Origin of the sequence: Kribbella sp. NPDC059898 (genome assembly GCF_042730855.1) — a bacterium.
Classification (GTDB): Bacteria; Actinomycetota; Actinomycetes; order Propionibacteriales; family Kribbellaceae; genus Kribbella.
The window spans coordinates 142540-168388 of the sequence record NZ_JBHWKR010000013.1; the positions used below are offsets into that span (position 1 = coordinate 142540).

Annotated in this window: 27 protein-coding genes; 11 read left to right on the forward strand and 16 right to left on the reverse strand. The window is 68.1% G+C overall.

Features of this window, described 5'->3' with window-relative positions; translation table 11 throughout:
- Positions 1 to 142 precede the first annotated feature (142 nt).
- Genes ACFV9C_RS33360 through ACFV9C_RS33395 form a run of 8 tightly spaced genes read right to left on the reverse strand, consistent with a single transcriptional unit; the run spans position 143 to position 5571 of the window.
- Positions 143 to 472 (reverse strand): Rieske 2Fe-2S domain-containing protein, encoded by a 330-nt coding sequence (locus tag ACFV9C_RS33360; protein WP_380199769.1) that lies wholly within the window; start codon positions 470 to 472, stop codon positions 143 to 145.
- Complete coding sequence (locus tag ACFV9C_RS33365) at positions 469 to 1512, reverse strand: hypothetical protein (RefSeq protein WP_380199771.1); 1044 nt, start codon at positions 1510 to 1512, stop codon at positions 469 to 471. Before ACFV9C_RS33365 ends, ACFV9C_RS33360 begins: the two co-directional genes overlap by 4 nt.
- The gene (locus ACFV9C_RS33370; protein WP_380199773.1) at positions 1509 to 1811 is read right to left on the reverse strand and encodes an MmoB/DmpM family protein; all 303 of its coding nucleotides are present in this window, start codon (positions 1809 to 1811) and stop codon (positions 1509 to 1511) included. Before ACFV9C_RS33370 ends, ACFV9C_RS33365 begins: the two co-directional genes overlap by 4 nt.
- Positions 1808 to 2101, reverse strand: coding sequence for a toluene-4-monooxygenase system B family protein (locus ACFV9C_RS33375; protein WP_380199775.1), 294 nt, complete (start codon positions 2099 to 2101; stop codon positions 1808 to 1810). Before ACFV9C_RS33375 ends, ACFV9C_RS33370 begins: the two co-directional genes overlap by 4 nt.
- Positions 2098 to 3615 (reverse strand): toluene monooxygenase, encoded by a 1518-nt coding sequence (locus ACFV9C_RS33380; protein ID WP_380199777.1) that lies wholly within the window; start codon positions 3613 to 3615, stop codon positions 2098 to 2100. Before ACFV9C_RS33380 ends, ACFV9C_RS33375 begins: the two co-directional genes overlap by 4 nt.
- Before the next feature lie 9 nt (positions 3616 to 3624).
- Complete coding sequence (locus ACFV9C_RS33385) at positions 3625 to 4080, reverse strand: nuclear transport factor 2 family protein (protein ID WP_380199779.1); 456 nt, start codon at positions 4078 to 4080, stop codon at positions 3625 to 3627.
- A gap of 11 nt (positions 4081 to 4091) precedes the next feature.
- The gene (locus ACFV9C_RS33390) at positions 4092 to 4535 is read right to left on the reverse strand and encodes a nuclear transport factor 2 family protein (protein ID WP_380199781.1); all 444 of its coding nucleotides are present in this window, start codon (positions 4533 to 4535) and stop codon (positions 4092 to 4094) included.
- A gap of 1 nt (position 4536) precedes the next feature.
- The gene (locus ACFV9C_RS33395; RefSeq protein ID WP_380199783.1) at positions 4537 to 5571 is read right to left on the reverse strand and encodes a type 1 glutamine amidotransferase domain-containing protein; all 1035 of its coding nucleotides are present in this window, start codon (positions 5569 to 5571) and stop codon (positions 4537 to 4539) included.
- A 245-nt stretch (positions 5572 to 5816) separates the two neighbouring features.
- Between ACFV9C_RS33395 and ACFV9C_RS33400 the strand changes: the two genes are divergently transcribed.
- A complete protein-coding gene (locus ACFV9C_RS33400; protein WP_380199785.1) occupies positions 5817 to 6521 on the forward strand; it encodes a type 1 glutamine amidotransferase domain-containing protein in 705 nt (234 codons plus the stop codon).
- Here the strand turns inward: ACFV9C_RS33400 and ACFV9C_RS33405 are convergent.
- A complete protein-coding gene (locus ACFV9C_RS33405) occupies positions 6502 to 7452 on the reverse strand; it encodes an AraC family transcriptional regulator N-terminal domain-containing protein (protein ID WP_380199787.1) in 951 nt (316 codons plus the stop codon). The two genes, ACFV9C_RS33400 and ACFV9C_RS33405, sit on opposite strands and share 20 nt — an antisense overlap.
- A gap of 86 nt (positions 7453 to 7538) precedes the next feature.
- A complete protein-coding gene (locus tag ACFV9C_RS33410) occupies positions 7539 to 8999 on the reverse strand; it encodes an NAD-dependent succinate-semialdehyde dehydrogenase (protein WP_380199789.1) in 1461 nt (486 codons plus the stop codon).
- 300 nt (positions 9000 to 9299) lie between these two features.
- Between ACFV9C_RS33410 and ACFV9C_RS33415 the strand changes: the two genes are divergently transcribed.
- Positions 9300 to 9758 carry a hypothetical protein gene (locus ACFV9C_RS33415; RefSeq protein WP_380199791.1) on the forward strand — a complete coding sequence of 153 codons (459 nt, stop codon included), beginning with the start codon at positions 9300 to 9302 and terminating at the stop codon, positions 9756 to 9758.
- 83 nt (positions 9759 to 9841) lie between these two features.
- Here the strand turns inward: ACFV9C_RS33415 and ACFV9C_RS33420 are convergent, their stop codons facing one another.
- Entirely contained in the window at positions 9842 to 10132 is a 291-nt protein-coding gene (locus ACFV9C_RS33420) for a hypothetical protein (protein ID WP_380199793.1), read from the reverse strand.
- Between the two features lie 136 nt (positions 10133 to 10268).
- Between ACFV9C_RS33420 and ACFV9C_RS33425 the strand changes: the two genes are divergently transcribed.
- From ACFV9C_RS33425 to ACFV9C_RS33455, 7 genes are read left to right on the forward strand one after another with little or no spacing between them, the layout of a single operon-like run.
- Positions 10269 to 11366 (forward strand): sugar phosphate isomerase/epimerase family protein, encoded by a 1098-nt coding sequence (locus ACFV9C_RS33425; protein ID WP_380199795.1) that lies wholly within the window; start codon positions 10269 to 10271, stop codon positions 11364 to 11366.
- Entirely contained in the window at positions 11363 to 12361 is a 999-nt protein-coding gene (locus tag ACFV9C_RS33430; RefSeq protein ID WP_380199797.1) for a sugar phosphate isomerase/epimerase family protein, read from the forward strand. The genes ACFV9C_RS33425 and ACFV9C_RS33430 overlap by 4 nt, the downstream gene beginning before the upstream one ends.
- A 44-nt stretch (positions 12362 to 12405) precedes the next feature.
- The gene (locus ACFV9C_RS33435; protein ID WP_380199799.1) at positions 12406 to 13860 is read left to right on the forward strand and encodes an extracellular solute-binding protein; all 1455 of its coding nucleotides are present in this window, start codon (positions 12406 to 12408) and stop codon (positions 13858 to 13860) included.
- Positions 13861 to 13884: 24 nt separating this feature from the next.
- Positions 13885 to 14790, forward strand: a complete 906-nt coding sequence (locus ACFV9C_RS33440) for a carbohydrate ABC transporter permease (protein WP_380199801.1) — start codon at positions 13885 to 13887, stop codon at positions 14788 to 14790.
- Positions 14787 to 15710 carry a carbohydrate ABC transporter permease gene (locus ACFV9C_RS33445; RefSeq protein WP_380199803.1) on the forward strand — a complete coding sequence of 308 codons (924 nt, stop codon included), beginning with the start codon at positions 14787 to 14789 and terminating at the stop codon, positions 15708 to 15710. Before ACFV9C_RS33440 ends, ACFV9C_RS33445 begins: the two co-directional genes overlap by 4 nt.
- Positions 15707 to 17029, forward strand: coding sequence for an amidohydrolase family protein (locus tag ACFV9C_RS33450; RefSeq protein ID WP_380199805.1), 1323 nt, complete (start codon positions 15707 to 15709; stop codon positions 17027 to 17029). Before ACFV9C_RS33445 ends, ACFV9C_RS33450 begins: the two co-directional genes overlap by 4 nt.
- A 17-nt stretch (positions 17030 to 17046) precedes the next feature.
- Entirely contained in the window at positions 17047 to 17724 is a 678-nt protein-coding gene (locus tag ACFV9C_RS33455; protein WP_380199807.1) for a GntR family transcriptional regulator, read from the forward strand.
- On the opposite strand, the gene ACFV9C_RS33460 is transcribed toward ACFV9C_RS33455, so the two are convergent.
- Complete coding sequence (locus ACFV9C_RS33460; RefSeq protein ID WP_380199809.1) at positions 17721 to 18251, reverse strand: 2-oxo-4-hydroxy-4-carboxy-5-ureidoimidazoline decarboxylase; 531 nt, start codon at positions 18249 to 18251, stop codon at positions 17721 to 17723. The two genes, ACFV9C_RS33455 and ACFV9C_RS33460, sit on opposite strands and share 4 nt — an antisense overlap.
- A 128-nt stretch (positions 18252 to 18379) precedes the next feature.
- Here ACFV9C_RS33460 and ACFV9C_RS33465 point away from each other — a divergent pair, with 128 nt between their 5' ends.
- A complete protein-coding gene (locus ACFV9C_RS33465; protein ID WP_380199811.1) occupies positions 18380 to 19609 on the forward strand; it encodes an amidohydrolase family protein in 1230 nt (409 codons plus the stop codon).
- A 68-nt stretch (positions 19610 to 19677) separates the two neighbouring features.
- Here the strand turns inward: ACFV9C_RS33465 and ACFV9C_RS33470 are convergent, their stop codons facing one another.
- Genes ACFV9C_RS33470 through ACFV9C_RS33485 form a run of 4 tightly spaced genes read right to left on the reverse strand, consistent with a single transcriptional unit; the run spans position 19678 to position 24707 of the window.
- Positions 19678 to 21597: a glycoside hydrolase family 2 protein gene (locus ACFV9C_RS33470; RefSeq protein ID WP_380199813.1), complete on the reverse strand. Its 1920-nt coding sequence runs from the start codon at positions 21595 to 21597 to the stop codon at positions 19678 to 19680.
- A 3-nt stretch (positions 21598 to 21600) separates the two neighbouring features.
- Positions 21601 to 22443, reverse strand: coding sequence for a carbohydrate ABC transporter permease (locus ACFV9C_RS33475; RefSeq protein WP_380199815.1), 843 nt, complete (start codon positions 22441 to 22443; stop codon positions 21601 to 21603).
- The gene (locus tag ACFV9C_RS33480; protein WP_380199817.1) at positions 22440 to 23333 is read right to left on the reverse strand and encodes a carbohydrate ABC transporter permease; all 894 of its coding nucleotides are present in this window, start codon (positions 23331 to 23333) and stop codon (positions 22440 to 22442) included. Before ACFV9C_RS33480 ends, ACFV9C_RS33475 begins: the two co-directional genes overlap by 4 nt.
- An 18-nt stretch (positions 23334 to 23351) precedes the next feature.
- Positions 23352 to 24707, reverse strand: coding sequence for an ABC transporter substrate-binding protein (locus tag ACFV9C_RS33485; protein ID WP_380199819.1), 1356 nt, complete (start codon positions 24705 to 24707; stop codon positions 23352 to 23354).
- Positions 24708 to 24822: 115 nt separating this feature from the next.
- Between ACFV9C_RS33485 and ACFV9C_RS33490 the strand changes: the two genes are divergently transcribed.
- Positions 24823 to 25830 carry a LacI family DNA-binding transcriptional regulator gene (locus ACFV9C_RS33490; protein WP_380199821.1) on the forward strand — a complete coding sequence of 336 codons (1008 nt, stop codon included), beginning with the start codon at positions 24823 to 24825 and terminating at the stop codon, positions 25828 to 25830.
- The last annotated feature ends 19 nt before the right edge of the window (positions 25831 to 25849 follow it).

Consider the following 25849-nt stretch of genomic DNA (forward strand, 5'->3'; position numbering starts at 1 on the left):
TGGTAATGGGGGGGTGGCTGGTTGGGTTGTACCGTACCGCCGTTTATCATCACCCTTGGGCGGTCGACGCGGTGCGCGCGGCGACCCGGGGCGGCTGTGCCCCCCGCGACTCCTCCACCGACGATGACGTACCGCTGCCTGGTCATCCCACGTCCACTCTGATGATGCCGTCGTCGCCGACCTCGCAGGGGTAGCGGCTCAGGCTGCAGTCGTCCGGGTTGACCCCCTGACCGCTGGCGGCGTCGAACTGCCACATGTGTCGCACGCAGGTCAGAGTCGCACCGTCGAAGTCACCCTCGTCGAGTGCCCAGGCCTGGTGCGGGCAGCGATTCTGGTAGGCCCTGACGTCGCCGTCGACGTTCATCAGGAGCACCTTGGTTCCGTTCACGTCGACCGGGGCCATATCGCCTTCCCACAGGTCGTCGATGTGGATCGTCTCGTGCATTGTCTGCATCGCCGCCGCCGGGTTCATGACGTCCCCCCTGAGGGGGCACCGAGGACTGTGGACAGGAACGCCTGACGCGCAGCCTGTGCCTGGCCGGCGACCTCGTGCGCGGCACGTGGAGCCTCGGGCAACGTCGCCAGGAGCGTGCCGAGGCCTGCCGCGGCTTCGTCGGCAGCCGGACTCCACTTCCGGATCCACCTCTCGATCGCCGGCCCGGAGCCGGCCCGACTGCCGATCGCGAAGTGGGCGGCTGCCGCGCTCCACCTGTTCCGCCGCTGATTGTCCGCGTCGAGGAAGCTCTGCAGCAGCCAGGTCACGTTGTCACCGTTGTCAAGGGCAACTTCTCCGAACTGCCTGGTGAGAACGTCGTCCAGGGTCGGTAGCAGGACCAGGTTGAGCGCGGTGAACGACTCGCCCCAGTCGTAGGTGGCGAGGATCGACTCGACGGCCTTGCGAGTGGGTTGCCAGGCCTCGTGCTCGAGCCAGTGCCGTCGTTCCTGATCGGTGCCGATCGCGGACTCCGGATGTGCCAGTTGCAGTTCGCGGGTGCGGTAGGCGATGGTCGTCACCCGTCGAAGGAAGTCCGCGGTCGACAGCCCGGCCGGATTGGTGAGGTACGACGTCGGCGCCAGATAGCCGATGTACGCCTCGACCTGCTGGAAGCCGTGCACCGGATAGCGCGACGGTGTGTACAGGGTGCCGAGGGTCGCCAGCCAGCCCGGCGAGAGGGAGCGGTCGGCGCCCAGTTCGGCGTACTCCTCGAGCACACCGTGGATCTTCGTCTCGGCCTCCGCCTGCTCGTTCACGTACATCCGGTAGGTGAGGCTGTCCGGCTCGCGGAACTGTTCCCAGTCGTCGGCCTGCAACGGCGACTGGTCGCGATAGGTGAGGAACCACAGGTTGGCCGGCGACGAGGGGTTCTGCTCGAATGCCGAGGGGCGGTTCTGGCGCATCGTCCAGTTCTGCCCGTGGGTGACGATCTCGTACTCGCTGGGCATCTTCCGGACCTCGCCGAACGCGCTGAAGGTCCGGCGCGGCCGCGGCGTGCGTGCTGTCGTTTCGTTCATCGGACCGTTCCTCCTCGTCCGCTGGTGATCTTCTCCCAGACGATCTCGTCGCTGCTGTTGACCACGCGCCCGGCGAACGACGACATCATCGTGCCGAACGACCGGAGCTCGTAGTCGTGACCGAGGTGCTCCCGAAGCGTCTGCTCGGTGACGCGGACCCGCTCCTCGCCTTGGACCCGGACGTACGAACCACGGTCGATGACCTCGATGTCCTGGCCGGGATTGTCGGCGCGGATCGCGGCGACCACGTCGTCGATCTGGTCGCCCATCCGGAGCACTGGGCCGACTGGGTTCTTCATGGCGTTTCCTCCGGTACGTCGTACTCGACGGCGATGTGGTCGAGCGGCGCGATGCCGGCTTCGGCGACGGTCAGGCCGGCGGGCAGCCGGCGGCCGTTGTGGATGACGACCTTCGGGTAGGGCAGCGCCCGGACCCGTTTGCCTTCGACGTGATGGGCGACCGCGGCGGCCACCTCGGTCATGGTGTTGGCGCTGGTGACCGGGACGAGGATCTGGACGAAGTCCGTGGCGAACACCGCGTTCAGTGGTACCAGCTCGGGCGCGCGGTCCTCGGTGGCCGGCGCGGTCATGATCCGGCTCCGACGAGGCCCGTGGCCGGACGGCCGACGTAGTCACGGGTCCAGGCCTTGTAGTCCGGATCGTCACCCATGGCCTCGGGCGTCATGCCCATGTAGGTGAGGATGCCGCCGACGTCCATGGGCTGGATCTGGCCGGCCAGGAACCGGTCGACGAGCGTTTCGTGGTTGATGTTGTCGCGGTCCTTCCAGAAGATCTGGCGGCACGCGTTGGTACAGAAGTGGTACTTGTGGCCGTCGTAGTCGAGCTGCCAGCTCCGCACCCGCCACTTGCCGTCACGGGACTGCGTCGCATTGCAGGCCGGCAGGTGGCAGGTGCTGCACAGCCACGGCAGGGTCTCCGGCAAGGTGGCCTCGACGTGATCGGCGTTGACCTGGTCGATGATCACGTCCCACTTGTCGCCGTACACGGTCTCCCAGTTCGGATACTTTTCCTGCAGCCACTCACGTTCGTCCTTGGAGACGCCCGCCTTCGGACGCCACCAGAGAGTCGGCCGCCAGTACCACAGACCCATGTGCAGGCCGTGGTGCCAGGTGTCGAGGCCGCGCATGAACTCGTCCCAGAACCACGGCTTCTTCAGGCCGTAGTCCTCGATCGTGCGGATGAACTGGTCGATGACCCATTCCTCCATGAACTCCCGGTAGGACTGCTTGCGATGCTCGAGTGGCGTGTAGTAGTCCATCGCCGGGCCGGTGAGTGCGGCGAACGCCCGGGCCGAGCCCCAGAAACTCTTGTCGATGATCCACTGCGCACGGACCGGATCGTGCTCGACGAGGATCTCCATCGTCGGGCCACCCTGCTGCGAGTGCCGGGCCTCGTCGGTCTGGATGGAGGAGATCATGTTCGCGAAGTTCACGTCGCCGGACTCCAGCGCGTCCGCCGACAGCGCGACGAACTGCAGATTGGTGAATCCGGTCTCGAACGTGAACGGCAACTCGATCGCCAGGTCGACGACGTTGGGCGCGATCATCATCCCGTCGAAGAGGTTGCGCAGGCTGATCGGTACCCAGTCGTTGGTGTGGAACGTCTTCTGCGTCCAGTCGTACTGTGGGTCCTTGGCGATGAACTCGTGTCCGAAGAACGTGGTGATCTGGGCGTGCCGCATCTCGTCGAGCTGACCGAAGGTCGCCATGTTCCGCCAGGCGCCGTTCAGCCCGAACCGGGCCATCTTCAACTCCGCCAGCACGGCCGCGTACTCCACCAGGGCGACGCCGCCGAAATGCATCTTGGTCGCTGACTTCCAGCCCTCGTCCAGGTGCTCGAAGGTTCCGGAGCGTTGGAGTGCGGCCTTGACCGCGTACGCGGCCGATTCCTTCTCCCGCTGGGTGGCGACGTACTCGGGGTAGGTCACCTTGTACGACTCTTCCCAGCCGAGCCAGGCGTCCCGGGGAACCTTTCCGGTGCCGGAGTGCCATTCGGGGTAGACGGCCTCGTCGTCGACGTACGTGGGGGTCCAGTCGACGTCTCGGACGAATCCCTGCCATTCTTCCCGTTTCAGCAATGTCATGGTGTTCTCCTAGTCGACTTCGAGGTGGCCGAGCTGGCGGCTGATCGCGCCGTTGTTCCAGTAGGCGGTGACCGACGCGATGAGGCCGTCTTCGCCGATCCGGAAGATGAACAGGTGCGGCTCGTCGTACGTCTTGCCCTGGGGGAGTACGTATCCCCACGGCGACCGCTGCGTACCGCTGATGCCGATCTGGGCGACGACGTCACCGTCGTCGTTCGCGGTGACCGAGTGCACGACGTTGGTGAGGTCGGGGAACGAGTTGATCAGGCCGGCCCAGATCGCCTTGCCGACCGTTCCGACCTTTCCGTCGCCACGCAGCACACGTTGCTTGCCCCACAGCTCGAACGGCGGGTAGGAGAAGTCCGCGTTGATCGAGCACAGCTCTGCCATGCCCTGCACGTCGTGCCCGCGGTACCGGTCGAAGAACTCCTCGACCAGCGCGGTGTTCTGTTTCGCAGTCATCATCTCCGCCCTCCTCAGACGATCGCTACCTGGTCGAACCGCTTGACGGCGAGCCGGCGGTACAACTGCTGCTGGCACCAATAGACGTCGAGCGCGGTGATCCGGTCGCCGGTCAGCTGGAACCGCCAGCCTTCGTCCAGGTCAAGGTGCTTCTCCTGATTGATCGCGCCGGCATACTCGGCAGCCTGCGTGCCTTCGGCCTTGAGCTGGGCGGTGACGACGTCGCCGGTGATCAGAACGCGCTTCACGGTCACGAGCAGGTCCGGGAACGCGGTGGCGATGTCGCCGAGCGCCTCGAGTACGAGCTCGGGTCCGGTACCGCTGCGTCCGAGCCCGTGGAAAGTCACCTTCGCGTCAGGCGCCAGTTCCGCGGCTGCGGCTGCCGCATCCCGTCGGGCGAATGCTGAAAGGAAGCGGTGCGCGGCGGTGGATCCGGAGAGTGCCTTGTCAGTGCTCACGTCACGCCGCCTTCGCTGTCGTGCCACGGAGGGCCCTGACGACGGCGGCCGCAACTGCCTCGGTCGAGCCCGGGTTCTGACCGGTGATGAGGTTGCGGTCGACCACGACGTGGCTGGCCCAGGCTGCTGGTCCGTCATCGAAGACAGCGCCGGCGTTCTTGAGGGCGGTATCGACGTACCACGGCAAGCCGAGCCGGCCGGGTTCGGTCTGGTTCTCCTCCTCGTCGGTGAAACACGTCATCCGATACCCGTCGAACAGCCACTGCCCGTCTGGGCGCTCCGGTGCCGACAGCAACAGTGCGGGCCCGTGACACAGCGCGGCGATCGGTGCTTGCTTGCCTTGCAGCGTGGTCAGCAGCCGGGCGACATCCGGGTCGTCAGCCAGGTCGACCATCGGCCCGTGGCCACCGGGAGCAAAGACCGCGTCGAACGCGGCGAGCTGCTCGTCGCTGAGTGAGCTGAGATCGAGAGGACGCCGGAATCCCTCGATCGACTGCAGCCGGTTGTGTCGCTCGGCGGCGAGAGCTTCGCTGTCCTGGCGCTGCGCGTCGACCGCCGCCTGTGCTTCCGCTCGGTTCACGGTGGGGGAGAAGCCGTCCGACGAGACGACGTCGACCAGCGGCCGGTCCTCCCGCCAGGCGATCTTCGCCGCCCGGCTGACCGCCGCGTGGGCCGCTGCGGGATCCAGGCCGCCGGCCTGCAGGATCGCGGCGATGCGGCGGGCCGCTGCGAGCCCGAGCTCCGTGTTCTGGTGGAGGGTGAACCGGATGTCGTCGGGGTCGTTGGCGAACGTGCGTACGACCGAGTCCAGATAGTCCTTGTCCTCGTCGGGGTAGTGGAAGTACCAGCGCAGACCGTACGGATCGGCGGTCGGCGGCCTGCCGTCAGGCGTGACGACGGCCACGTCGAAACCGGCCGCGACGAAGCGGTCGTACGGCTTCACGGCCTCCTCGGCGAAGTAGCCGGTGGGATGGGCGCTGCCGTCCGCCAGCGTGATCTCGGATGCGCTCGAGACCAGATACGCGATGCGTGTCATCGTGCCGCCTCTCAGATGTTCGGGACGGGTGGGTCTGGGAAGTAGGAAACCCGAGTGCGGCGGGACGTGGTGAAGAGTTCCTGCACGATGTGTGCCCATTCCGCGCCGGTTCCCGCGGCGATGCCGCACTCCGGCGAGCTTGTGCCGGAAACCGACGGGATTCAGCCCGAACCCGCGCCGGGACGCCGAGGTGCGAGGGACCCTGCCAGGGAGCCGACATCACGTACCAGAAGGGGTTCTCGACCATGACAAGTGTCCTGTTCGCCGTCACCGGTTCCAGCTACTGGACTCTGCGGGACGGCACCAGGCATCCCTGCGGCTACTGGCCAGAGGAACTGGCGGTACCGCACGAAGTGTTCACGCAGGCCGGCTTCGAGGTCGTCGTCGCGACACCTGGTGGTGTGGCACCGGCCCCGGACGAGGCGGGATTCTCCGCGGAGATGAACGGCGGCTCGGTCGAGCCCGGGCAACGGTTCCGCGCCTACCTGGACAGCATCGACATCGAGCCGATCGATCTCGATCGCACCGCCGCCGCGGACTACGATCTGGTCTTCGTGCCCGGCGGGCACGGGCCGATGGAGGATCTGGCCGTCTCGAAGACCTTCGGCGAGTTGGTTGCCGAGTTCACCAATCTGGGCAAGCCGGTGGCGGCGGTCTGCCACGGTCCGGCGGCCCTGCTGGCTGCCGAAGGCCCTGACGGGTGGCTGTTCCGCGGCCGCCGGCTGACCGGCTTCACGAACGTCGAGGAGACTCAGGTCGGGTTGGCCGACCAGGCCCCGTGGCTGCTGGAGGATCGCATGGGTGAACTCGGCGGGCGGTTCGAGGCCGGCGAGACGCCGTGGGCGCCGTACGTGATCCAGGACGGCAATCTGTATACCGGGCAGAACCCGGCATCGTCCCGGCCGTTGGCCGAGGCGCTGGTGGCTGCCGTCAGCTCGCCCCGTCCCTGAGCGCGTCGAGCTGCACGCCCAGGGTCTCGGCATCGACATAGGCCCTGGGCGTCGTGCCGAACCGTGTACGGAACTCCTTGATGAAGTGTGACGTACTGGAGTAGCCGACGGCCCGTGACACGTCCGTCACGCTCAACCGCCCGTCCAGCAACAGTTGCCGGGCTTGGTCCAGCCGCAGCTCCTTGAGGAACTGGTACGGCGAACGATCGGTGATCTCCCGGAACAGGTGTGAGAACGACGACGGACTCAGACAGACCTGTTCGGCCATGTCGTTCACGGTGATCTGCTCGGCGTAGTGCTTCCTCATGTACGTCAGCGCCGCCGAGACCGGGTTCTGCCCGGACTGCTTGGCCGCGATCTGAAGCATCCGTGCGTACTGCTCGCGTTGCAGCACGCGGTACACGATTTCCTGCAGGTACATCGGGGTCAGCACGCGACGGTCGGCGCCGGTACCGAGGCTCTGCAGGAACCGCAGGACGGCACTCATCATCTCCGGATCGAGGGCCGAGACCATGCCCTTGTCCTGGTGGATGCGGGCGACGCGCTCCGGCGGGAAGGCCACCACGGAGCGGTGCTCGAGCATGTCCGCGGAGACTTTCTTGACCACGGCCGGATCGATCTGCAGGACGAAGGACAGGAACGGCTTGCGGGCAGTCGCCTCCAGAATCTGTGCCTGGAAGTGCAGGTGGCTGCTCAGGATCAGATAGTTGAACGGGTCGTACATATAGGTCTTGCCGTCGATGATCACCGCCTTGCGTCCCTGCGCGACGATGCCCAGCGACAGCGACTGGATCTCTTCCCACTGCGGCTGTGTCGGCTCGACGAACCGGTAGATCGTGAGCCCTGGCCAGCCGGCGTCGTTGCCGCCGAGCTTCGGTGCCCTGGCGGCGAGTTCGGCGATCAGGTCACCGGTGGTCACCAGATGTTCCATGTGAGACATCGACATGGTCATGCTGAGTCTCCCTTCCTGCCCGGCTGGCGTGGCTCGAGGGGCGTTCCGAGTGTACGTGACCCCGGTCACAGCGGACAGCTGACGTATTGTGCGGTGAGGTACTCGTCGAGGCCTTCGGAGCCGCCCTCGCGGCCCATGCCGGAACTCTTCACGCCGCCGAACGGCGCGGCCGCGTTGGAAATGACGCCGGAGTTGATGCCGACCATGCCGACCTCGAGACGCGCCGCGACCGCCTCGCCGGCCTCCTTCGTCGGCGCGCAGACGTAGCCGGCCAAGCCGTACTCGGTGTCGTTGGCACGCCGAACCGCGTCGTCGACCGACGCGAACCCGCTGATCGGCGCGACCGGGGCGAAGATCTCCTCGGCGAGAATCTCGCTACCTGGCGTCACGCCGCTGAGCACGGTCGGTTCGAGGTAGTTGCCTTTGCCATCTATCCGCCTCCCACCTGCCAGCAGACTGGCACCGCGCGCCACGGCGTCGTCGATCAGCCGAAGAGAACGCTCGACGGCCGTCGAGGTGATCAGCGGACCGATCGTCGTCGCCGGATCGGCGCCCGGACCGACGACCAGTTGGCGGCTGCGGCGAGCGAGTTCTTCGCCGAACTCCGCGATCAACGATTCGTGGACCAGGAACCGATTGGCAGCGGTGCAGGCCTGTCCCATGTTCCGGTATTTCGCGGTCATGGCCGCGTCCACAGCCGCCGTCACGTCGGCGCCCGGCAGGACGACGAACGGAGCGTTTCCACCGAGCTCCATCGACGTACGCACCACCTGGCCGGCCGCCCGCCGCAGCAGGGTACGGCCGACGGCCGTCGAGCCGGTGAAGCTGACCTTGCGGAGCCGCGAGTCCGCGAAGACTGCTTCGCTGACCGCGCCCGGGTCCGAGGTCGTCAGCAGATTCACCACTCCGGGCGGGCACCCCGCGTCGGCGAGGACGTCGAGCATCAACATCGCGGTGAGCGGCGTGAGCTCGGCCGGCTTGAGCACCGCCGTACAGCCGGCGGCCAGGGCGGGCGCGATCTTCCTGGTCACCATCGCCAGCGGAAAGTTCCAGGGTGTGACGAGGTAGCACAGGCCGACCGGCCGACGACGTACCTCGAGTGACTGTCTGCCCTCGGGCCAGGCGCCGGTGCGCCCGTTGCTTCGCACCGCCTCCTCGGAGTACCACCGAAGGAACTCGGCGCCGTACTCGACCTCGGAACGAGCCTCGTGCAGGGGCTTCCCCATCTCGCTGGTGATCGTCGCCGCGAACTCGTCACGCCGATCGCGCACGGCGTCGAACGCTCGACGTAACACATCGGAGCGTTCCCGCGCCGCGGACGCCGCCCACGCCGGCGCCGCGGCAGCAGCCGCGTCAAGAGCCCGCTGCGCGTCGGCGGCACCGGCGTCGGCCACTTCCGCGACGACATCTCCGGTAGCAGGATCGTGGACAGCGAAACGGCCGCCGCTCCGCGCATCCTCCCAGCGGCCGCCGATGTGTACGCCGGTACGCCCGGCGTCGATGAGTGCGGTCGAGGCGTTAGCCATCGCTTCCTCCTAGGAGCGCGCGCGGTCGCTCACGACCGTCAGGTGAGCAGCGAGGCTAGGCGGTCACCGCCCCCACCCACCAGCATGTCGCCGGAAGTCCGTTGCATCGGACACCGATCGCCCAGGATCCCGACATCACCCGGCCGCCCAGCTGTTCCTGTCCGTGAAGACCGTTGAGGGCAACCTCAGCCGCATCTATCGCAAGCTCTCGGTGCAGTCCGGGGATAGGTGCCGGTGCAGCGTGAAGCGTTTGCCTTCATTCGGAGTGGTTGCTCTCGGCCCGTTGTTAGGTTCCGGGACATGAGACTGAAGAGCAAGGTTCGGGCGGGGATCGCGGCGCTGGCACTCGGGGTGCTGGGGACCGCGGTGGCGGCGGTGCCGGCGCACGCGGGTTCCGAGATGACCGGGTATTTCCCGTGGATCAAGGGCTGTACCAGCGACCAGCAGCAGATCTACTCGACCGGCGTCTGGGACAAGTACGGGCGGTACGTCGGCCAGGCCCGCGTCTACTGGTCCGCGCGCTGCGTGACCAACTGGGTCCAGGTCGCGCCGAGCAACCCGAACGGCATGGGGATCTACGCGAGCATCAGCAACCAGTACGGGCGGTACGGCCAGTCCGCGAAGGACAACACCGTCGGCACCGGCGCGATGCTGTACTCGCCGGCCTCGGCACCGTGCCTGACGATGGAAATTCTCGTCAGCGCCGGCCCCTGGAGCGACACCTACAACGACCCGGCCCCGAAGTTCACGGTGTGCTGACGCGCTGACAACCGAACACCACAACAACACCGCGACCGGCTCTCCGGTCGCGGTGTTCTGCTGTGCCCAGCCGCGAACCAGACTCAGGCCGGTGGGCGCACCTCGCCGGTGAGGGCGAGCCCGCGAGCGCGCTCGACCGCGTCGACGTCAGCCTCGGCGGCGACGCCGTACGAACGGAAGAGCAGCGCGAGCGCCGGGATCTCGTGGCGGCCGGCGGTGAAGGAACGCTCGGCCACCCGGTAGGTGAGCTGGGCGCGCGGGGCCATCCCGCGGTGGAGCTGGTCGAGTCGATCGGCCAGCAGAACCAGTGCTGGACCCGGATCGCGGTCGAGCGACTGCAGAACGTGATCGCGTTCGTCGGCGGTAACGGTCATGACGGCGCCGTCCTCTCTTACCCATTGACGAGGCATATTGCATCGAATATACAAGATGCAAGAACGGTGTGGGGCAGTTCACACCGTCGGGCCTCGCCCGGCGAGGCCGCATTCCACCAAGGCAAGGAGTGATCGCATGCGCGTAGGCATCGACGGCCGCAAGATCCCCGGCTCGAAGGCCAACGGACCGCTCGCCGGCCTGGACCACGCCAAGGACCTCGGCGTCTCCGGCATCTTCTTCCGCACCGTCCTGGACATGTCGCCGACGCTCGACCCCGGTGAGCTCCGCGACATCCGGCAGCGGGCCGACGAGCTCGGGCTGTACCTGGAGTCCGGTCTCGGCAAGGTCAACCCGTACGCGATGGCCGAGGCGCCCGAGCTGCGGCAGATCGGCGGCGGTGACACGCTGCTCGGTTTCCGGCGCATGATGACAGCGTGTGCCGAGATCGGCTGCCTGGAGCTGTGGGCGGGTACGGCGAACTACAAGCCGTACCCCGGCCGGCTGGCCTATGACCGGTTCCGCACCGACGTCAGCTGGGAGGACCAGCTCGTCGCCACCGAGCAGTACCTCCGCACCCTCGCCCCGATCGCCCGCGATCTCGGGATCCACATCAACCTGGAGACGCATGAGGAGATCACGACCTTCGAGCTCGTCCGGCTGGTCGAGGCGGTCGGACCGGACGCGATCGGCATCGTCTTCGACACCTCGAACCCGATGCAGCGGGCCGAACACCCGGTGCGAGCGGCCGAGCGGGTCGCGCCGTACGTCCGGCAGACGCACTTCAAGGACGCCGCGCTGGCCGTCGACGCGGACGGCGTGCTGTACCAGGAACGTCCGCTCGGCCAGGGACTGATCGACTTCGAGGCGATCCTGCGGATCCTCGCCGTCCGGACGCCGGAACTCACGCTGTCGATCGAGAACGCGCAGCCGTGGGACGAGGTGGCGGTCACCTACCCGACGTTCCGCGCGGACCAGATCCCGAGCCGGACCCAGACCGTCGTCGAGGTGTTCGACGACGCCTGGCAGGCGGCCCATCCGGATCTGTCGGTGAGCGAACTGGCGGCGTACCTCGGGCTGGCCCAGGACGGCGGCCGCCGGATCGCGGCCGGTGACCTGGCGTCGATCGAGGACTGCACGCCGACGACGTTCGGATTCACCGACGCGGTCGACGCGGCCCGGTCGAGCATCAAGTACCTGCACGCGCTGGTCGACAGCCTCGGACTGGCGACGTGAACGCCCCGCGGCTCGGCGCCTACGCGCTCAGCCTCGCCGACGAGGACCTCACCCCGGTGGAGGTTCTCCGGCTCGCGCACGATGCTGGGCTGGGCGCGGTCCTGTTCCCGACGGCATTCTCGCTGAGCCCTGACCTGGACGAGGCCGAGTTGGCCGAGGTTCGCGACCACGGTACGGACCTCGGCGTCGAGGTCGTGGCCGGCTTCCCGAACCTGCATCCGCACCGGCTCGACGACTCGGTGGCGCTGCTGCGGGCCGGGGACGGTGACGCGCTACGTGGGTTCGCCCGGCTCGCCGCGGCCACCGACGCGTTCGGGGTTGCCGACGTACCGGTGATCATCGGCCTGATCGAGGACCGGTACGCGCGCCTCGTCCCGTGGCACCGGCAGCTCGACGCCTTCGTCGCTCTGACCGGCGTGCTGCGGCCGATCCTCGCGGACCACAACCTGCGGCTCGCGGTGAAGACCCACGAGGAGATCTCGACGTACGACGTGGTCCGGCTGGTCGAACGCTGCGGCGAGGACCTGATCACGGTCGGGTTCGACCCGGTGAACGTGCTGGTCAACCTCGAGGACCCGGTGGCGGCCGCCGCCCGGGTCGCGCCGTACACGCGGCACGTGTACGTCGACGACGCGCTGTTCGCCGCGGCCGCCGGGGGAGCGGACCGGCTGCTCTGCCCGGTCGGTGACGGCCTGGTCGACTGGCCGGTCGTGACGGACCTGATCCCGCCGGCCGGCCGTACCGTCCGGTACTGGATCGAGCTGCATCGCGGCCAGTTCCAGGTACACCCCTTCGACCCTGAGTGGATGACCAACCACCCCGATCTGTCCGTCGCCGAGTACGCCACGACCGTACGAGCGATGTCCGCGACGCCCGACCAACAGGCGCTGCGTGTACTCCAGGCGAGCCAGGCTCGCCCCACCAGCCGACTGGGCCGCGCCCTCGAGGCGTGCGAGCGGCTCGGCCTCCGCGAGGCCGCGACCGCTCCCGCCTGACACCCGTTCCGGTCCACAGCATCAGTACGAGGAGGACCAGCATCATGACCCACCCGACATCCCCTGCAGGGGGTCACCTCTCGCGCCGCGGCTTCATCCTGAGCGCCGCCGCGGCAGCCATCGCCCCCGCCCTCGCGGGATGCTCGAACTCGGGCAGTGCGACGGCCGGTGCCGCCGTACCCACCGGGCCGGGCCCCGGCCACTACAAGCTCGACCTCGGCGGGTACCGCGGGCCGGAGCTGCCCAGCAAGCAGATCACGGTGCGCTTCATGCGGCAGGACTACCCGCCGCAGGTCAACGCGTTCCTGCAGAGCCTCTACGCGAAGTTCTCGGCCGCGTACCCGAACATCACCGTGAAGGAAGAGATCGTCCCGTACGGCGACCTGGTCACCAAGCTCCAGGTGTACGTCGCCGCGAACAACGCGCCGGACCTGATGATGGGCCGCAACGACTTCACCGTGGCGTACTCGGTGGGTCAGATCGCGCTGCCGCTCGAGGCCTACCTGACCGACGCGTTCGTCAAGGACATCAGCGCGCCGCTTCGCGAGGCCGGCTCGAACAACGGCCATCTGTACTGCCTGCCGTGGGACAACAACACCGAGGTCCTGTACTTCAACCGCGACATCTTCGAGCGGGCCGGTGTCGCGCCGCCGCCGGAGCCGGAGGACCCGGCCGGTGGCTGGACGATGGAGCAGCTGTTCGACGCGATGCACGCGCTGCGGAACAACCTGCGGAAGAAGGGCGACACCAAGACCTGGCCGCTCGCGGCATCCACCGCGGGCAACGGCGGTCCGGGCTCCAACTACACGCAGCACGAGAGCTTCTGGATCCGCACGATGGGGGACCGGTCCGCCGCGAAGGACAGCTCGGCGTACCGCACCTGGGCAGGCGTCAGTGAGGACGGCCTCACCAGCACCGGGTACCTGGACACCCCCGAGTCCATCCAAGGGATGACGTACTACCAGCAGACCTTCAAGGACGGGCTCACTCCGGTGGGTGCCGTGCCCGACCAGCTGACGGCCGGTACGGCGGCCCTCTCGCTCGACTCGTTCAGTGTGGCGAACTACTACGGGAGGCCGGAGAACAAGCCGAGCTTCTCGTGGGGCGTGACACCGTGGCCGCGGGGCAAGGCGTTGTTCGGCTGCAGCAGCTCGGACTCGCCGATCGTCTGGGCGAAGACCGCCAACCCCGAGGCGGCCGTTGCCCTCGGCGCCTATCTGACGAACGACGCGAACCGGGTGCAGTTCCACCGGCTGTGGGGGTCGATCCCGGCCCGGGCGTCGCTGATCGGCCAGATGACGGAGTACCAGCATCCGATCCAGAAACTCGCGGTGAAGCTGAGCGAGCAGAACTCGCCGGCGCCGCGGACGGTCGGCTGGTTCGACTACTTCAACACGATGAACCCGACGGTCAAGGACATCGCGCTCGGTGCCGATCCGGCGCAGGCGCTGCACGCGGCCGCGCAGAAGATCGACCAGAACCTCAAGAAGTACAAGTAGCCGACCACGTCAGGTAGGGACGTCATGGCCGTTCATCTCATCGCGTCGCCACTGCGGCTGCGTCGCCGCGACAACCGGTTCGCGTACTGGATCATCCTCCCGGCGGTCGCCGGCCTGGTGCTCTTCCAGTACTACCCGGTGCTGCAGGCGCTGGCCGGCAGCTTCCAGTCGTTCAACCCGTTCACCCACGCGGCCGGCGGATTCGTCGGCCTGGACAACTACCACGCACTGCTGGCCGATCCGCAGTTCCGGCGCGCGGTCCTGAACTCGCTGCTCTACATCGCGGCGATGATCGTGGTCGAGGTTCCGCTGGGCATGCTGCTCGCCCAGCTGATCAACCGCCGGATCGCCGGTTCGGCCGTCCTGCGGACCACCGTGATCGCGGCGCTGGCCGCGTCGGAGACCGTCGCCATCCTGATCTGGAACCAGATGTTCAGCCCGAACAGCGGCGTACTCAACGCGCTGCTGAACGCCGTCGGACTGCCGTCCCAGCCGTTCACCACCAGTCCGCACCAGGCGCTCCTCAGCCTGGTGGCGATCTCCGTCTGGAAGGACCTGGGCCTGCCGACGCTGATCTTCCTCGCCGGGCTCCAATCGGTTCCCACCGAGGTCTACGAGGCGGCCAGCCTCGACGGTGCCAGCGAGCGCCGGACCTTTCTCAGTATCACCGTTCCCCTGCTGCGCCGCAGTACCGCGGTGGCCGTCTTCATGGCCACGGTCACCGGGTCCCGGGTGTTCACCTCGATCCTCCTGATCACCCAGGGCGGACCGAACGACAGCACCCGGAACCTCATCTACTACTCGTACCAGCAGGGCTTCCAGTACTCCGCCTACGGCACCGCGTACGCGGCCACGATCTGCATGCTCGTGCTGCTCGGTCTGGTCACCGCGGCCCAGCTGTTCTTCCTGCGAGAGAAGGACTCGGCATGACCCACGACAAGCTCACAGTCCTCGCCGTCCGGCACCAGACCATCGGCCGTACGTCGGCCGAGCCTCGGACCCCGCTCGCGCTCGCCGCGATCGGGCGGCGCCTGCGCACAACCCTCGTGGTCGCCGTGGTGGTCCTGCTGATCGGGTTCCCGCTGCTCTGGATGACACTCTCGGCGTTCAAGTCGACCGGCGACATCGTGAAGGACTCGTACCCGTTGAGCTGGCGCACCTTCGTGCCGGCACCCTTCACCCTGCACAACTTCACGAACCTGTTCGGCTCCCTCGGCTTCGGCCGGAACCTGCTGAACACCGTGATCGCCTCGGCCGGTCAGATCCTCGGCGCGATGGTCGTGTCGACGCTGGCCGGGTACGGGTTCGCTCGCGTCCGGTCCCGGCTCGGCACCGCGGTGTTCGGGCTGTGCATGCTCGGCGCGTTCATCCCGGTCGAAGCGGTCATCGTGCCGCTGTACAAGACGGTGCAGGGCCTCGGGCTGCTGTCGACGTACCCGGTCCTGTTCCTGCCGTTCGTCGCGAACCCGTTCGGCATCTTCCTGATGCGGCAGAGCTTCCGCGACATCCCCGAGGAGCTGTACGACGCCGCGGCGGTCGACGGCGCCGGTCCGGCCAGGACGTTCCTGCGGCTCGCCGTACCGAACGTGAAACCGGCGCTCGCCACGTTGGCGCTGGTGCAGTTCATCTGGTCGTGGAGCAACTACTTCTGGCCGTTGGTGGCGAACCAGGACCCGAACAAACAGGTCGCGCAGGTCGCCATGGCGAGCCTGCAGACCGCGGCGAACTATCAGCCGATGTACGGCGAGATGTTCGCCGCGGCGACCGTGATCACCGTCCCGGTCGTGGCGCTGTCGGTCGTCATGCAGCGCTACTACATCCAGGGCCTGCTCTCGTCGGGACTGAAATGACCGTGGGCTACCGGGCCGCGCGGGTGCTCACCGGCCGCGACGGCCAGGTGCTCCGCGACGGCGAGGTGCTCGTGTCCGGCGAGCGGATCGAGGCGGTGCGACCGGGGACGACGGATCCGCCGTACCCGGTCGTCGACTTCGGCGACGCGACGATCGTGCCGGGGATCATCGACGCGCACGTGCACCTCACGATGCCGGCCGACGGTCGCGACTACGCCGCCATGCACCGCGACCCGGACGAGCTGCTGGCGCTGGTCGCGGCGGCCAACCTGCGCCGGCTGGCCGCGGCCGGCATCACCACGGTGCGGGACAACGGCGGCCGGAACACGGTGATGTTCGCGGTCCGGGACGGCGTCCGGCGGGGCTACCTCGCCGGTCCCCGGCTGCTGCTCGCGGGCCGGCCGATCACGCCCAGCCTCGGGCATTTCCACTTCTGCCACGGGGAGGCCGACGGCGCGGACGCGATCCGGGCAGCGGTCCGCCGGCTCGTCGCGCAGGGCGCCGACCACATCAAGCTGATGGCATCGGGTGGCGGTACGCCTGGCAGCCGGCCGGACCGGGTCACGTACACGGTCGCGGAGCTGCGGGTCGCGGTCGACGCGGCCCACGCTCTCGGCGTACCGACGACCGCGCACTGCCGGTCGACCCAGTCGATCCGGAACGCGGTCGAGGCCGGCGTGGACTGTGTCGAGCACGCGGACTTCCTCGCCGACGGCCGCGGCGGCGCGATCGACTACGACCTCGCGCTGGTCGAGCAGATGCTGTCTGCCGGGGTCTTCGTCAGCATGACCCTGCAGGCCGGTGGCGCCGAGCGGATGCAGCGGTTCCGGACCGCCGACGGCCCGTTGCCGCCAGCGGAGCAGGCCGAGTACGACGGACTGCGCCGGTACTTCGACGCGAAGCTGGACGTCGTACGGCGGCTGCTCGCCGACGGGTACGCCGGGCGGATGGCGATCAGCAGCGATGCCGGCCCGGGGGACACCGAGTTCGCGCGGACCGACCTGTGGCTGCGGCTGGCCGCCGAGGCGGGGATGCCGGCCGTGGCCGCGATCGAGGCGTTCACCCGGATACCCGCGGAGCTTCTCGGCCTGGACGACGCCGTCGGCACCCTGGCGGCCGGGAAGGTGGCGGATCTGGTCGTCGTGGCCGGCGATCCGCTGCTCGATCCGGACGCGATCTGCCACCCGGTCGCGGTCCTGCGGAGCGGCCGCCGGGCGGACTCGCCCCGCGACGGGACGCCGGGAGTACCGCTTCGCCGTGTAGAAAGAGACCTGTGCGCATCGGACCGGACCCGGCCGGAACGGTCGCGACATGTATGACCGGAGGTGTGTTGACCGTGCAGCCCATCGGCGGGATCGATCGTTCCTTGCCCCAGCTGATCTACCAGCAGTTGCGGGAGGAGATCATCAACGGCCGGATCCTTCCCGGCACCAAACTGCGCGAGACCTTGCTGGCGGACAGCCTGAAGGTCTCGCGGATCCCCCTGCGCGAGGCCATCCCGATGCTGGAGGCGGAGGGCTTCGTGACGAGCCAGCCGCGGCGCGGCGCGGTGGTGAACCAGCTGACCCGGCGCGACGTCGACGAGCTGTACGCCGTACGCGGCGCCCTCGAGCCGCTGGCCGCCGAGCTGGCGGCCGTCCGGGTCGGGGCCGACGGGACCCAGTTGCTGCGCGAGTTGCGGGCCGCGATCGACCGGGAGCGGACCGCGGTGGCGACCGGGGACGACGCGGACATCGCGACCGAGAGCTCGGACGTCCACCTGTCGGTCGTACTGCTGGCCGACAACAACCTGCTCACCCGGATGATGCGGCAGATCAGTGGTCGCGCGCGCTGGCTCACCAGGCTCACCTCGCCGCGGGACTCGCACTCGGCGCTCGACGACCACGAACTGCTGTTCGCGGCCATCGAGCGGGGCGACGGGGCCGAGGCCCGGCGGATCTCGGCCGACCACATCGCGAGCGGGCGCCGCAACTCGCTGGAGATGATCGGCGACATGCTGCCCGACCAGGCCTAGTTGGCGCTGCCGGCCAGCTCCTGGAGCAGCTTGGGCAACCGGATCGCCAGCAGTTTGGCCAGTTCGCCTTTGATCTCGGCGACCTCCGCCGCGTCGTCGTGCGCGATCCGGCGCCGGATCGCGTCGACGATCTGCCGGCCGTCGAGTCCGGTCGCGCTGATCAGGAAGACGTGGCCGTAGCGAGCCTCGTACGCGATGTTCGCCTGTTCCAGCTCGGCCAGCAGTTGCTCGTCGGTGCCGACTCCGCCGGACTCGCTCTTCGACCAGCGCGCCTCGGCGTGTTGGCCGCGGATCGGGGCACCGAGCCGGAGCAGGCCCTCGTGCGCCGCCACCACCTCGGCCGCCGTCAGCTGCGCCGCGCCGCGCTGCGCGGTCTCGACCAGGGTGGCGAGGTCCGGGTACGGCCGCGCGGCGGCCACGTCGTCCGCCCAGCGCCGTACCGGCAGATGGCAGGACGCGATCAGGTGAGTGGTCAGCTCGTCGTCCGGCAGTTTGTTGAAGCTGGTGAGTCCGCGCTCGGCTGTCATGTTCTCCTCCTCCGTGGGACAGCTGGATCTTCTGCGGCCCGGGATCCCGGAGTCAATGGCCGAACCTCAAATATATCTGTCATAAGGAAGATGTTTTCCGTATACCGGAATTATGAAAGAAGGTGCCGATGACAACCACTGTGGTCGCCAACGCCCAACTCCTCGAACGCGCGGGGCTCGCCGACCTGACCGTCACCGACGGCGTGATCACCCAGGTCGCCCCGGCAACAGGCACCCGGCGAACCGGTACCGTCGTCGACGCGGCCGGAGGTCTGGTCTGTCCGTCGTTCGTGGACGCACACTTCCATCCCGACAAGGCGTTGACCTTCCCCCGGCTCGGTCCGGTCGGCAACACCTCGATGACGGAGTCGATGGCCCGCGGCGCCGCCGTCAAGAGCGAGTTCACCCACGACGACGTCGTACGGCGTGCCGGCCTCGCGATCGAAGCCGCCGTCGGCAACGGTGTCGGCGCGGTGCGGGCCCAGGTCGACGTCGACAGCTCGGTCGGCCTCACGGGCCTGGAGGCGCTGCTCGAGGTACGGGCCGCCTACAGCGCGCAGATCGACATCCAGTTGGTGGCGTTCCCGCAGGAAGGCATCGTCCGCGACCCGGGCGCGGTTCCGTTGCTGCGCAAGGCGCTCGAGCTCGGCGCCGACCTGATCGGCGGCGGCCCCGACAACGAGGGCGACCCGGCGGCGTACCGGGCGCACCTGGACACGGTCTTCGGCTTGGCGACAGAGTTCGGCGTCGACGTCGACATCCACGCCGACATGTCCGAAGTACCGTCGCAGCGGGCGCTCGAACTCGTCGCCGAGCAGACGATCGCGCGGGGCCTGCACGGCCGGGTGAACGCGGTGCACTGCTGCGCGCTGGCGGCGTACCCGCAAGAGCATGCCGCCGAGGTGATCGCCCTGGTCGCCGAGGCCGGGATGCAGATCTGCATCTGCCCGATCGGCAACCTCCAACTCGTCGGCGAGGGTACGACGCCACGCGGGCGGGGCGCGTCCCGGCCCAAGGAGCTACTGGCCGCCGGCGTCAACGTGGCAGCCGGTACGGACAACCTGCACGACATGTGGTTCCGGTTCGGCAACCTCGATCCGGTCGAGACCTGCCTGATCACCTGCCTGTCCGCCGCGCTCCGCACCGACGCGGAGGTCCACGAGGGCTTCGCGATGGTGACGACCCGCGCCGCGCAGTACCTAGGCCTGACGAAGTACGGCGTACAGGAGGGTGACTACGCGGACCTGGTGGTCTTTTCCCACTCCAACCTGAACGACGTGATCCGCGGCCTTCCCGGCACCCGCCGCACCTTCAAACGCGGCACATTGGTCGCCACACGCACGACGACCGTCACCTAGGGGATCGCGCGGGGGTAGGTGGACAGGTTCGGGTTGTAGCGCACGTTGCCGGGTGGTGCGGCGGCGGGTCAGTTCGGGTCGTCGGCAGGCGTGATGTCGACGAAGGTTCGGGCGACGACCGTGCCGCCCGGGTCGGTGATCCACAGGTGCAGGCGGCCGGGGTGTGTCCTCGTGACCTCGATCGGCTCGGTGACCGTGAACGGTTTGGCGTCGATGGGTGCCGATCCTGACGACCAGTGCAAGGTGCCGAGCAACGGCTCCGGCCCGTGGTGCGAGACGCGGACCGGGATCGACGCTGATTCGCCCGCGAGTACAAGGTCGCGGCCGGGCGCCTCGGGAGTGACGTCGACGATCAGCACGGTGTCGGCGTGGACGTCGGACGGAACCACGCCGCCGAGGTCCTTCGGCCGGCGGTCGTAGGTGTAGATGCCGACGGTTTCGTGCTCGATGTCGTACAGCTCGGTGTAGATGTACCCGGCGTTCCGAGGATGCCGGCGAAGCTCCTGCGTCTGCCAGCGCAGGTGCCACCCGCGCTCCACGCTCGTCGACCCGCCGCCGTACTCGCCGTTCAGCCTCATCTTGCCGGTCCCGTCGAACCCGGGTGCCGCGATCGCCTTCTCCGCCACGAACTCCGGACCGAGCCGGACCGGGAACCTGCCGTCCGAGGTGTTGATCACGCGGTCCGCGATCGCGGCCCACGAGCCGACGTTCTCGTCGTAGTAGTGCCAGTCGACCAGATCGGTCTCGACGTGCGCCCAGCCCGAGTTGTCGACAATCGGACGACTCGGATCCGCCGCCTTGATGATCCGGTACGCCCGCCGTACGGCGTCCTGCTTCGCCGGGTCGCCGGGCACGTCCCAGTCCAGGCCCCATTCCTCGTTGTACGCGCCCCAGATCACGATGCTCGGGTGGTTGCCGTCGCGCGCGACCATCCCGGCGGCGACGTCCTCGAAGGAGGCGACGGCATCGGCCCGGAACCGGCCGGTCGACGGTGGCTCGGCCCACACGAGCATGCCGAGCCGGTCGGCCCAGTACAGCCAGCGCGGGTCTTCGAGCTTGATGTGCTTGCGGACCAGGTTGAACCCGGCCGCCCGCGCCAGCTCCAGGTCTCGCCGGAGCGCCTCGTCGCTCGGCGCCGTGTGCCCGCCGGTCGGCCAGAACCCCTGGTCGAGAACACCCCGGACGTACGTCGGGACGCCGTTCAGCACGAGGTTGCCGCTGTGCCACTCGATCGTCCGCAACCCGGTGTACCCGCGGACGGTGTCCGCGCCGGCGGTCACGATCACGTCGTACAAATGTGGATTGTCAACAGTCCACAATCGGGGCTCGGCGATCGGCAGCGTCACCGTCCCCGGCCACTCGTCGTACTCGCGGATCAGCACGCCCGGGATCTCGATGCGCACCGGCGACGGACCGGTCATCGTGACCTCGATGCTGTCCGCGGTCGGACGAAGCTCGAGTTGCGAGATGTACTCGGCCGGCCGTGGTTCGAGCCAGATGGTCTGCCAGATCCCGCTCGACGGCGTGAACGCGCAGCCGTCGTAGTCGTCGGGCGGTGTACTGCGTTGTTTTCCGTGCGGGATGAACCGCTTGTCGGTCGGTGCGTCCACCTGGACGACGAGCTCGCCGACGCCGTCGTCCAGCAGGTCGGTGATGTCGGCCTCGAACGGCAGGTACCCGCCGGTGTGCTCGACCGCCAGAACGCCGTTGATCCACACGGTGGCGTGGTGGTGCACCGCTCCGAAGTGCAGGACGGTCCGCTCGCTCGCCCAGTCCGCGGGCCGCTCGATCCGTCGCCGGTACCAGGCCCTCGGCAGCCAGTGCGCGACCACGCCGGAGTCAGGATGCTCCCACGGGAACGGTACGACGATGCTCTCGCCGTACTGCCCGGGTTCGCGGGCGAAGTCCCACTCACCGTTGAGGTTCAGCCAACGGTCCGACCGGTCGAAGTGCGGCCGGGGATATTCCGGACGTGCGGTGTTCTCCATGAATCAGCCTTTCAAGCTGCCGGCCATGACGCCTTTGATCAGGTGACGTTGCAGGACGACGAAGACGATCAGGACCGGGATCGCCGCCACGGTGCTTGCCGCGAGCAACTGACCCCAGACGCTGGTCCAGTCCGCGCCGAGCTGACCCGAGCGGATGTTCTGCGCGAGCGCCGAGAGCATCACCTGCAGCGTCTGGTGCTGCTCGTCGTTCACCGCGACCACCGGCCAGACGAAGTCGTTGTAGATGTTGATGAAGGTCAGTACGCCGAGCGCCGCCAGCCCCGGCCGGATCACCGGTACGACGATGCTCGCGAAGATCCGCAGTTCGTTCGCGCCGTCGACCCGGGCCGCGTCGAGCAGCTCGTCCGGGATCGCCAGGATCACCTGCCGCATCCAGAACACACCGAACGCGTCGATCGCGCCCGGCAGGATCAACGCCTGGAACGTACTCACCCAACCGAGCTGGCTCATCTCCAGCAGCAACGGGATCAGCAGTACGAGCGTCGGCAGCATCAACGTGGTCAGCACGGTCGCGAACAGCAGCCGCTTGCCCGGGAACACGTACTTCGCGAACGCGAACCCCGCCATCGGGCAGAAGATCATCGTCAGCGCCCCCTTGACGAGGACGACGATCGCGGTGTTCCGGAAACCGGTGCCGATCGGGATCGTGTCGAGCATCGACCGGAAGTTCGTCAGCGTCAGCCGGCCCGGGGCGAAGTTGAACGGGTTCGAGATGATGTCCGCGCCGGGCTTCAGCGACGAGACCATCATCCACAGCAGCGGCGCGAGACTGATGACGCCGGCCACGGTGAGCAGGCAGTAGCGTCCGAAGGCTCCGAGTTTCATGAGTCCTCCCTCGAGCGCAGCAACCGGATCGAGGCGAGCGACAGCCCCAGCACCATCACCACGAGCAGCATCGAGTTCGCGGCCCCGAGTCCGAGGTCGGAGTTGGTGATGTGCTTGTAGAGGTACAGCCCGGCGGTCCTGGTCGCGTTGAACGGTCCGCCGCCGGTCACGACGTACGGCTCGGCGAACAACTGGAAGACGGTCAGCGTGCCGATCACGACGACGAAGCTCAGCGTGCGCGTCACCAGCGGCACGGTGATCGACCAGAACTGGTGCCACGCGCCGGCGCCGTCGATCGTCGCCGCCTCGTAGACATCCGAGGGGATTGTCGACAATCCGGCGAGCAGCAGGATGACGGCGTACCCGGTCGTTCGCCAGAGCACGAGCAGCGCGACCGTCACCTTGGCGCCGGCGGCGGTCGTCAGCCAGCCGATTGCAGGCAATCCGATTGTCGACAATCCGTGGTTGACGGCGCCGAAGTCCTTGTCGAACAAGATGATCCAGACCTGCGCCATCGCCACCAGTGGAGTCACGAACGGCGCGATCAGCGTGGCGCTGAACACCCCGCGGAACCTTGCCTTGCGCAACGCCACCGCAATCACCAGCGCCAGCAGGACCTGCGCCGGTACGACAAGCAACCAGAGCACGCCGGAGGTCGCCATCGACTGCCAGAAGTCCGGGCTGGTCAGCAGGTACCGGTAGTTCGCGAACCCGATGACCTTCAGCGCGCCCGCGCCGTGCCAGTTGGTGAAGCTCAGCTGGAGCGCGAAGAAGATCGGATACGCGCTGAACCCGGCGAAGACGAGGATGAACGGCGCGACGAACAGGTACGGCGCGACCGGGACCCGGCGTCGTCGTACCCGCTGAGCGGTGCGCCGGGTCGTAGCCACTTCGGTGAGCGCCGCCATTCAGCTAGGCCCCATTAGGTTCTTCTGGATCTGCGACGCGGACGTCTTCAGCACCTCGTCGGGACTCATCTGCCCGGCCAGCAACTTCTGCACGTTCACGCCGAAGTAGTCGACGGCCTTCCCCCACCAGGTGGGAATCGTGTAGCCGCCCGGCACCTGCTTCCCGGCGTCGACGGCGACCTTCCACAGGTCCTGACCGCCGAGCGCCGCCAGTGGTTTGAACAGCGGTGCGTTCGGGTCGAGCGCGGGCAGGTACGACGGGATCGACGTGTTCAGGCCTCCCGGGTACACGTCGTTCGACCCGTAGACCGCGGTGTACCCCTCCTTGCTGAAGACCAGGTGCTCGTACAGTCGCCAGGCCAGCTCCGGGTTCTTCGCCTTGGCCGGGATGACGAACGACGAGCCACCCATCACCCCGGCTCGTGCACCGCCGGCCTGCCACGCGGGCAGCGCGGTCGCCCGCCACTTGCCCTTGCTTGCCTTCAGCAACTGCTCCGGCGCGAACACGAACCACTGCGCCCACGGTACGAACACCTGAGTGCCGTTGTCCTGTGTCTGCAGATCGGTCGGCTGGGTGTACTTCGCCAGCGTCCCCAGCTGCTCGGACCGGACCTTGTCCAGCCAGGTGAGCGCGTTGCGGTACGGGTCGGAGTCGATCGCAAGCTTGCCGTCGGCACCGACCATCGCCCCGCCCTGCTGGTTGGCGAACATGTCGACCCACAACTGCGCGAGGAACTGGTCGTTCTCGAGGTGAATCGGCTTCGCCGTGGGGAACTTCTCCCGGACGGTGCGAGCGGCGCCGAGCAGATTGTCGTACGTCGACAATCCGGCCGGGTCGACACCCGCCTGGGTGACGATGTCCTCGCGGTAGAACAGCAGACCCGGGTCGAGGTCCCACGGCACCGCGACGACCTTCCCGTCGACGGTCACCACACCGAGCTTGTACGGCGCGATGTCCGACTTGTACTGCTCGATCAGCTGACTGAGGTCGTACAGGTGCGGCGCCACACCGGTGAGCAGCGCGTCGTCGTAGAACGCGCCGTCCGGGACGCCGGCGCCGCTGATCAGGGTGGCCGGGAGCTTGGCGTTCACGTCGACCGCCACATGGTTGACCTTCACCTGCGGGTATTTCGCCGTGAACGACGCGATCGCCTTGTCGAACACCTTGTACAGGTCGCCCGTGCGATCCCAGATGGTGATCTCACCGGACGGTGGTTTGGTCGTGCCGGCACTCGGCAGCGACTTGCTGCCGGTCGTACCGCCCGGGGCGCAGGCGCCCAGACCGCCGGCCACCAGCGCGGCGCCGGCACCGCGGAACAGCGTGCGGCGGGACAGAGGAGCTAGGGGAGTGGTCATGTTGTGTTCCCTCATGACTTTGTGGAGCTTGCAACGTTGCAAGTGATGATGGAGACGCTAGGGTTGCAACGTTGCAAGTGTCAAGAGTTCATCGTCGGACGGAACGAGGTGCAGGGTGGCCGCCACACTCCGCGAGGTCGCCGAGCGGGCCGGTGTCTCGGTCCGCACGGTGTCGAACGTCGTCAACGACTTCAAGCAGGTCGCACCGGAGACGAGGGCCCGGGTCCAGCGCGCGCTGGACGAGCTCGGGTACCAGCCGAACGCGGTCGCCCGCACCCTCCGGAACGGCCGCTCCGGCCTGATCGCACTCGTCCTGCCCGAGCTCGACGTACCGTACTTCGCCGAGCTCACCCGGGCCGTGATCGAGCAGGCCGCGGCCGCCGGGTACACGGTCGTCGTCGACCAGACCGACGGCGATCCGGTCCGCGAGCGCGAACTGGTGATGCGCGGCAACCGGGCGGCGATGTTCGACGGGCTGATCTTCAACCCGCTCGCGCTCGGCGGCGCCGACCTGCGCGACCGGCCGTCCTCCACGCCGGTCGTCCTGCTCGGTGAACGTGTCGTCGAGGGCGGGCTCGACCACATCATGATCGACAACGTGGGCGCTGCCGAGCTCGCGACCCGGCACCTGATCGAGCTCGGCCGCCGGCGCATCGCGGCGATCGGCGACCAGTTCGACGAGACCCGGCAGACCGGTCAACTCCGTACGCAGGGCTACCTGTCCGCTCTCCACTCAGCCGGCCGGGAACCGATCCCGGAGTTGGTGCGCCCGACCGAGTTCTTCCACCGAGCGGACGGCGCGGCCGCGATGGCCGAGCTGCTCGCACTCCCGCAACCGCCCGACGCCGTCTTCTGCTACAACGACCTGCTCGCGCTCGGCGCCCTCCGTACCATCCTCAGCCGCGGCCTCCGCGTCCCCGACGACATCGCCCTGGTCGGATTCGACGACATCGAAGACGGCCGCTACAGCACCCCCAGCCTCACCACGATCAGCCCGGACAAGACCCAGATCGCCAAGAACGCCGTACGACTCCTCCTGAACCGTCTCGACGGCGACCACTCCGCCCCCACCGAGCTTTCCGCCGACTACGTCCTCGAAGTCCGCGAGAGCACCGCCGGCTGAGCCGGCTGTCGCGGCGGGC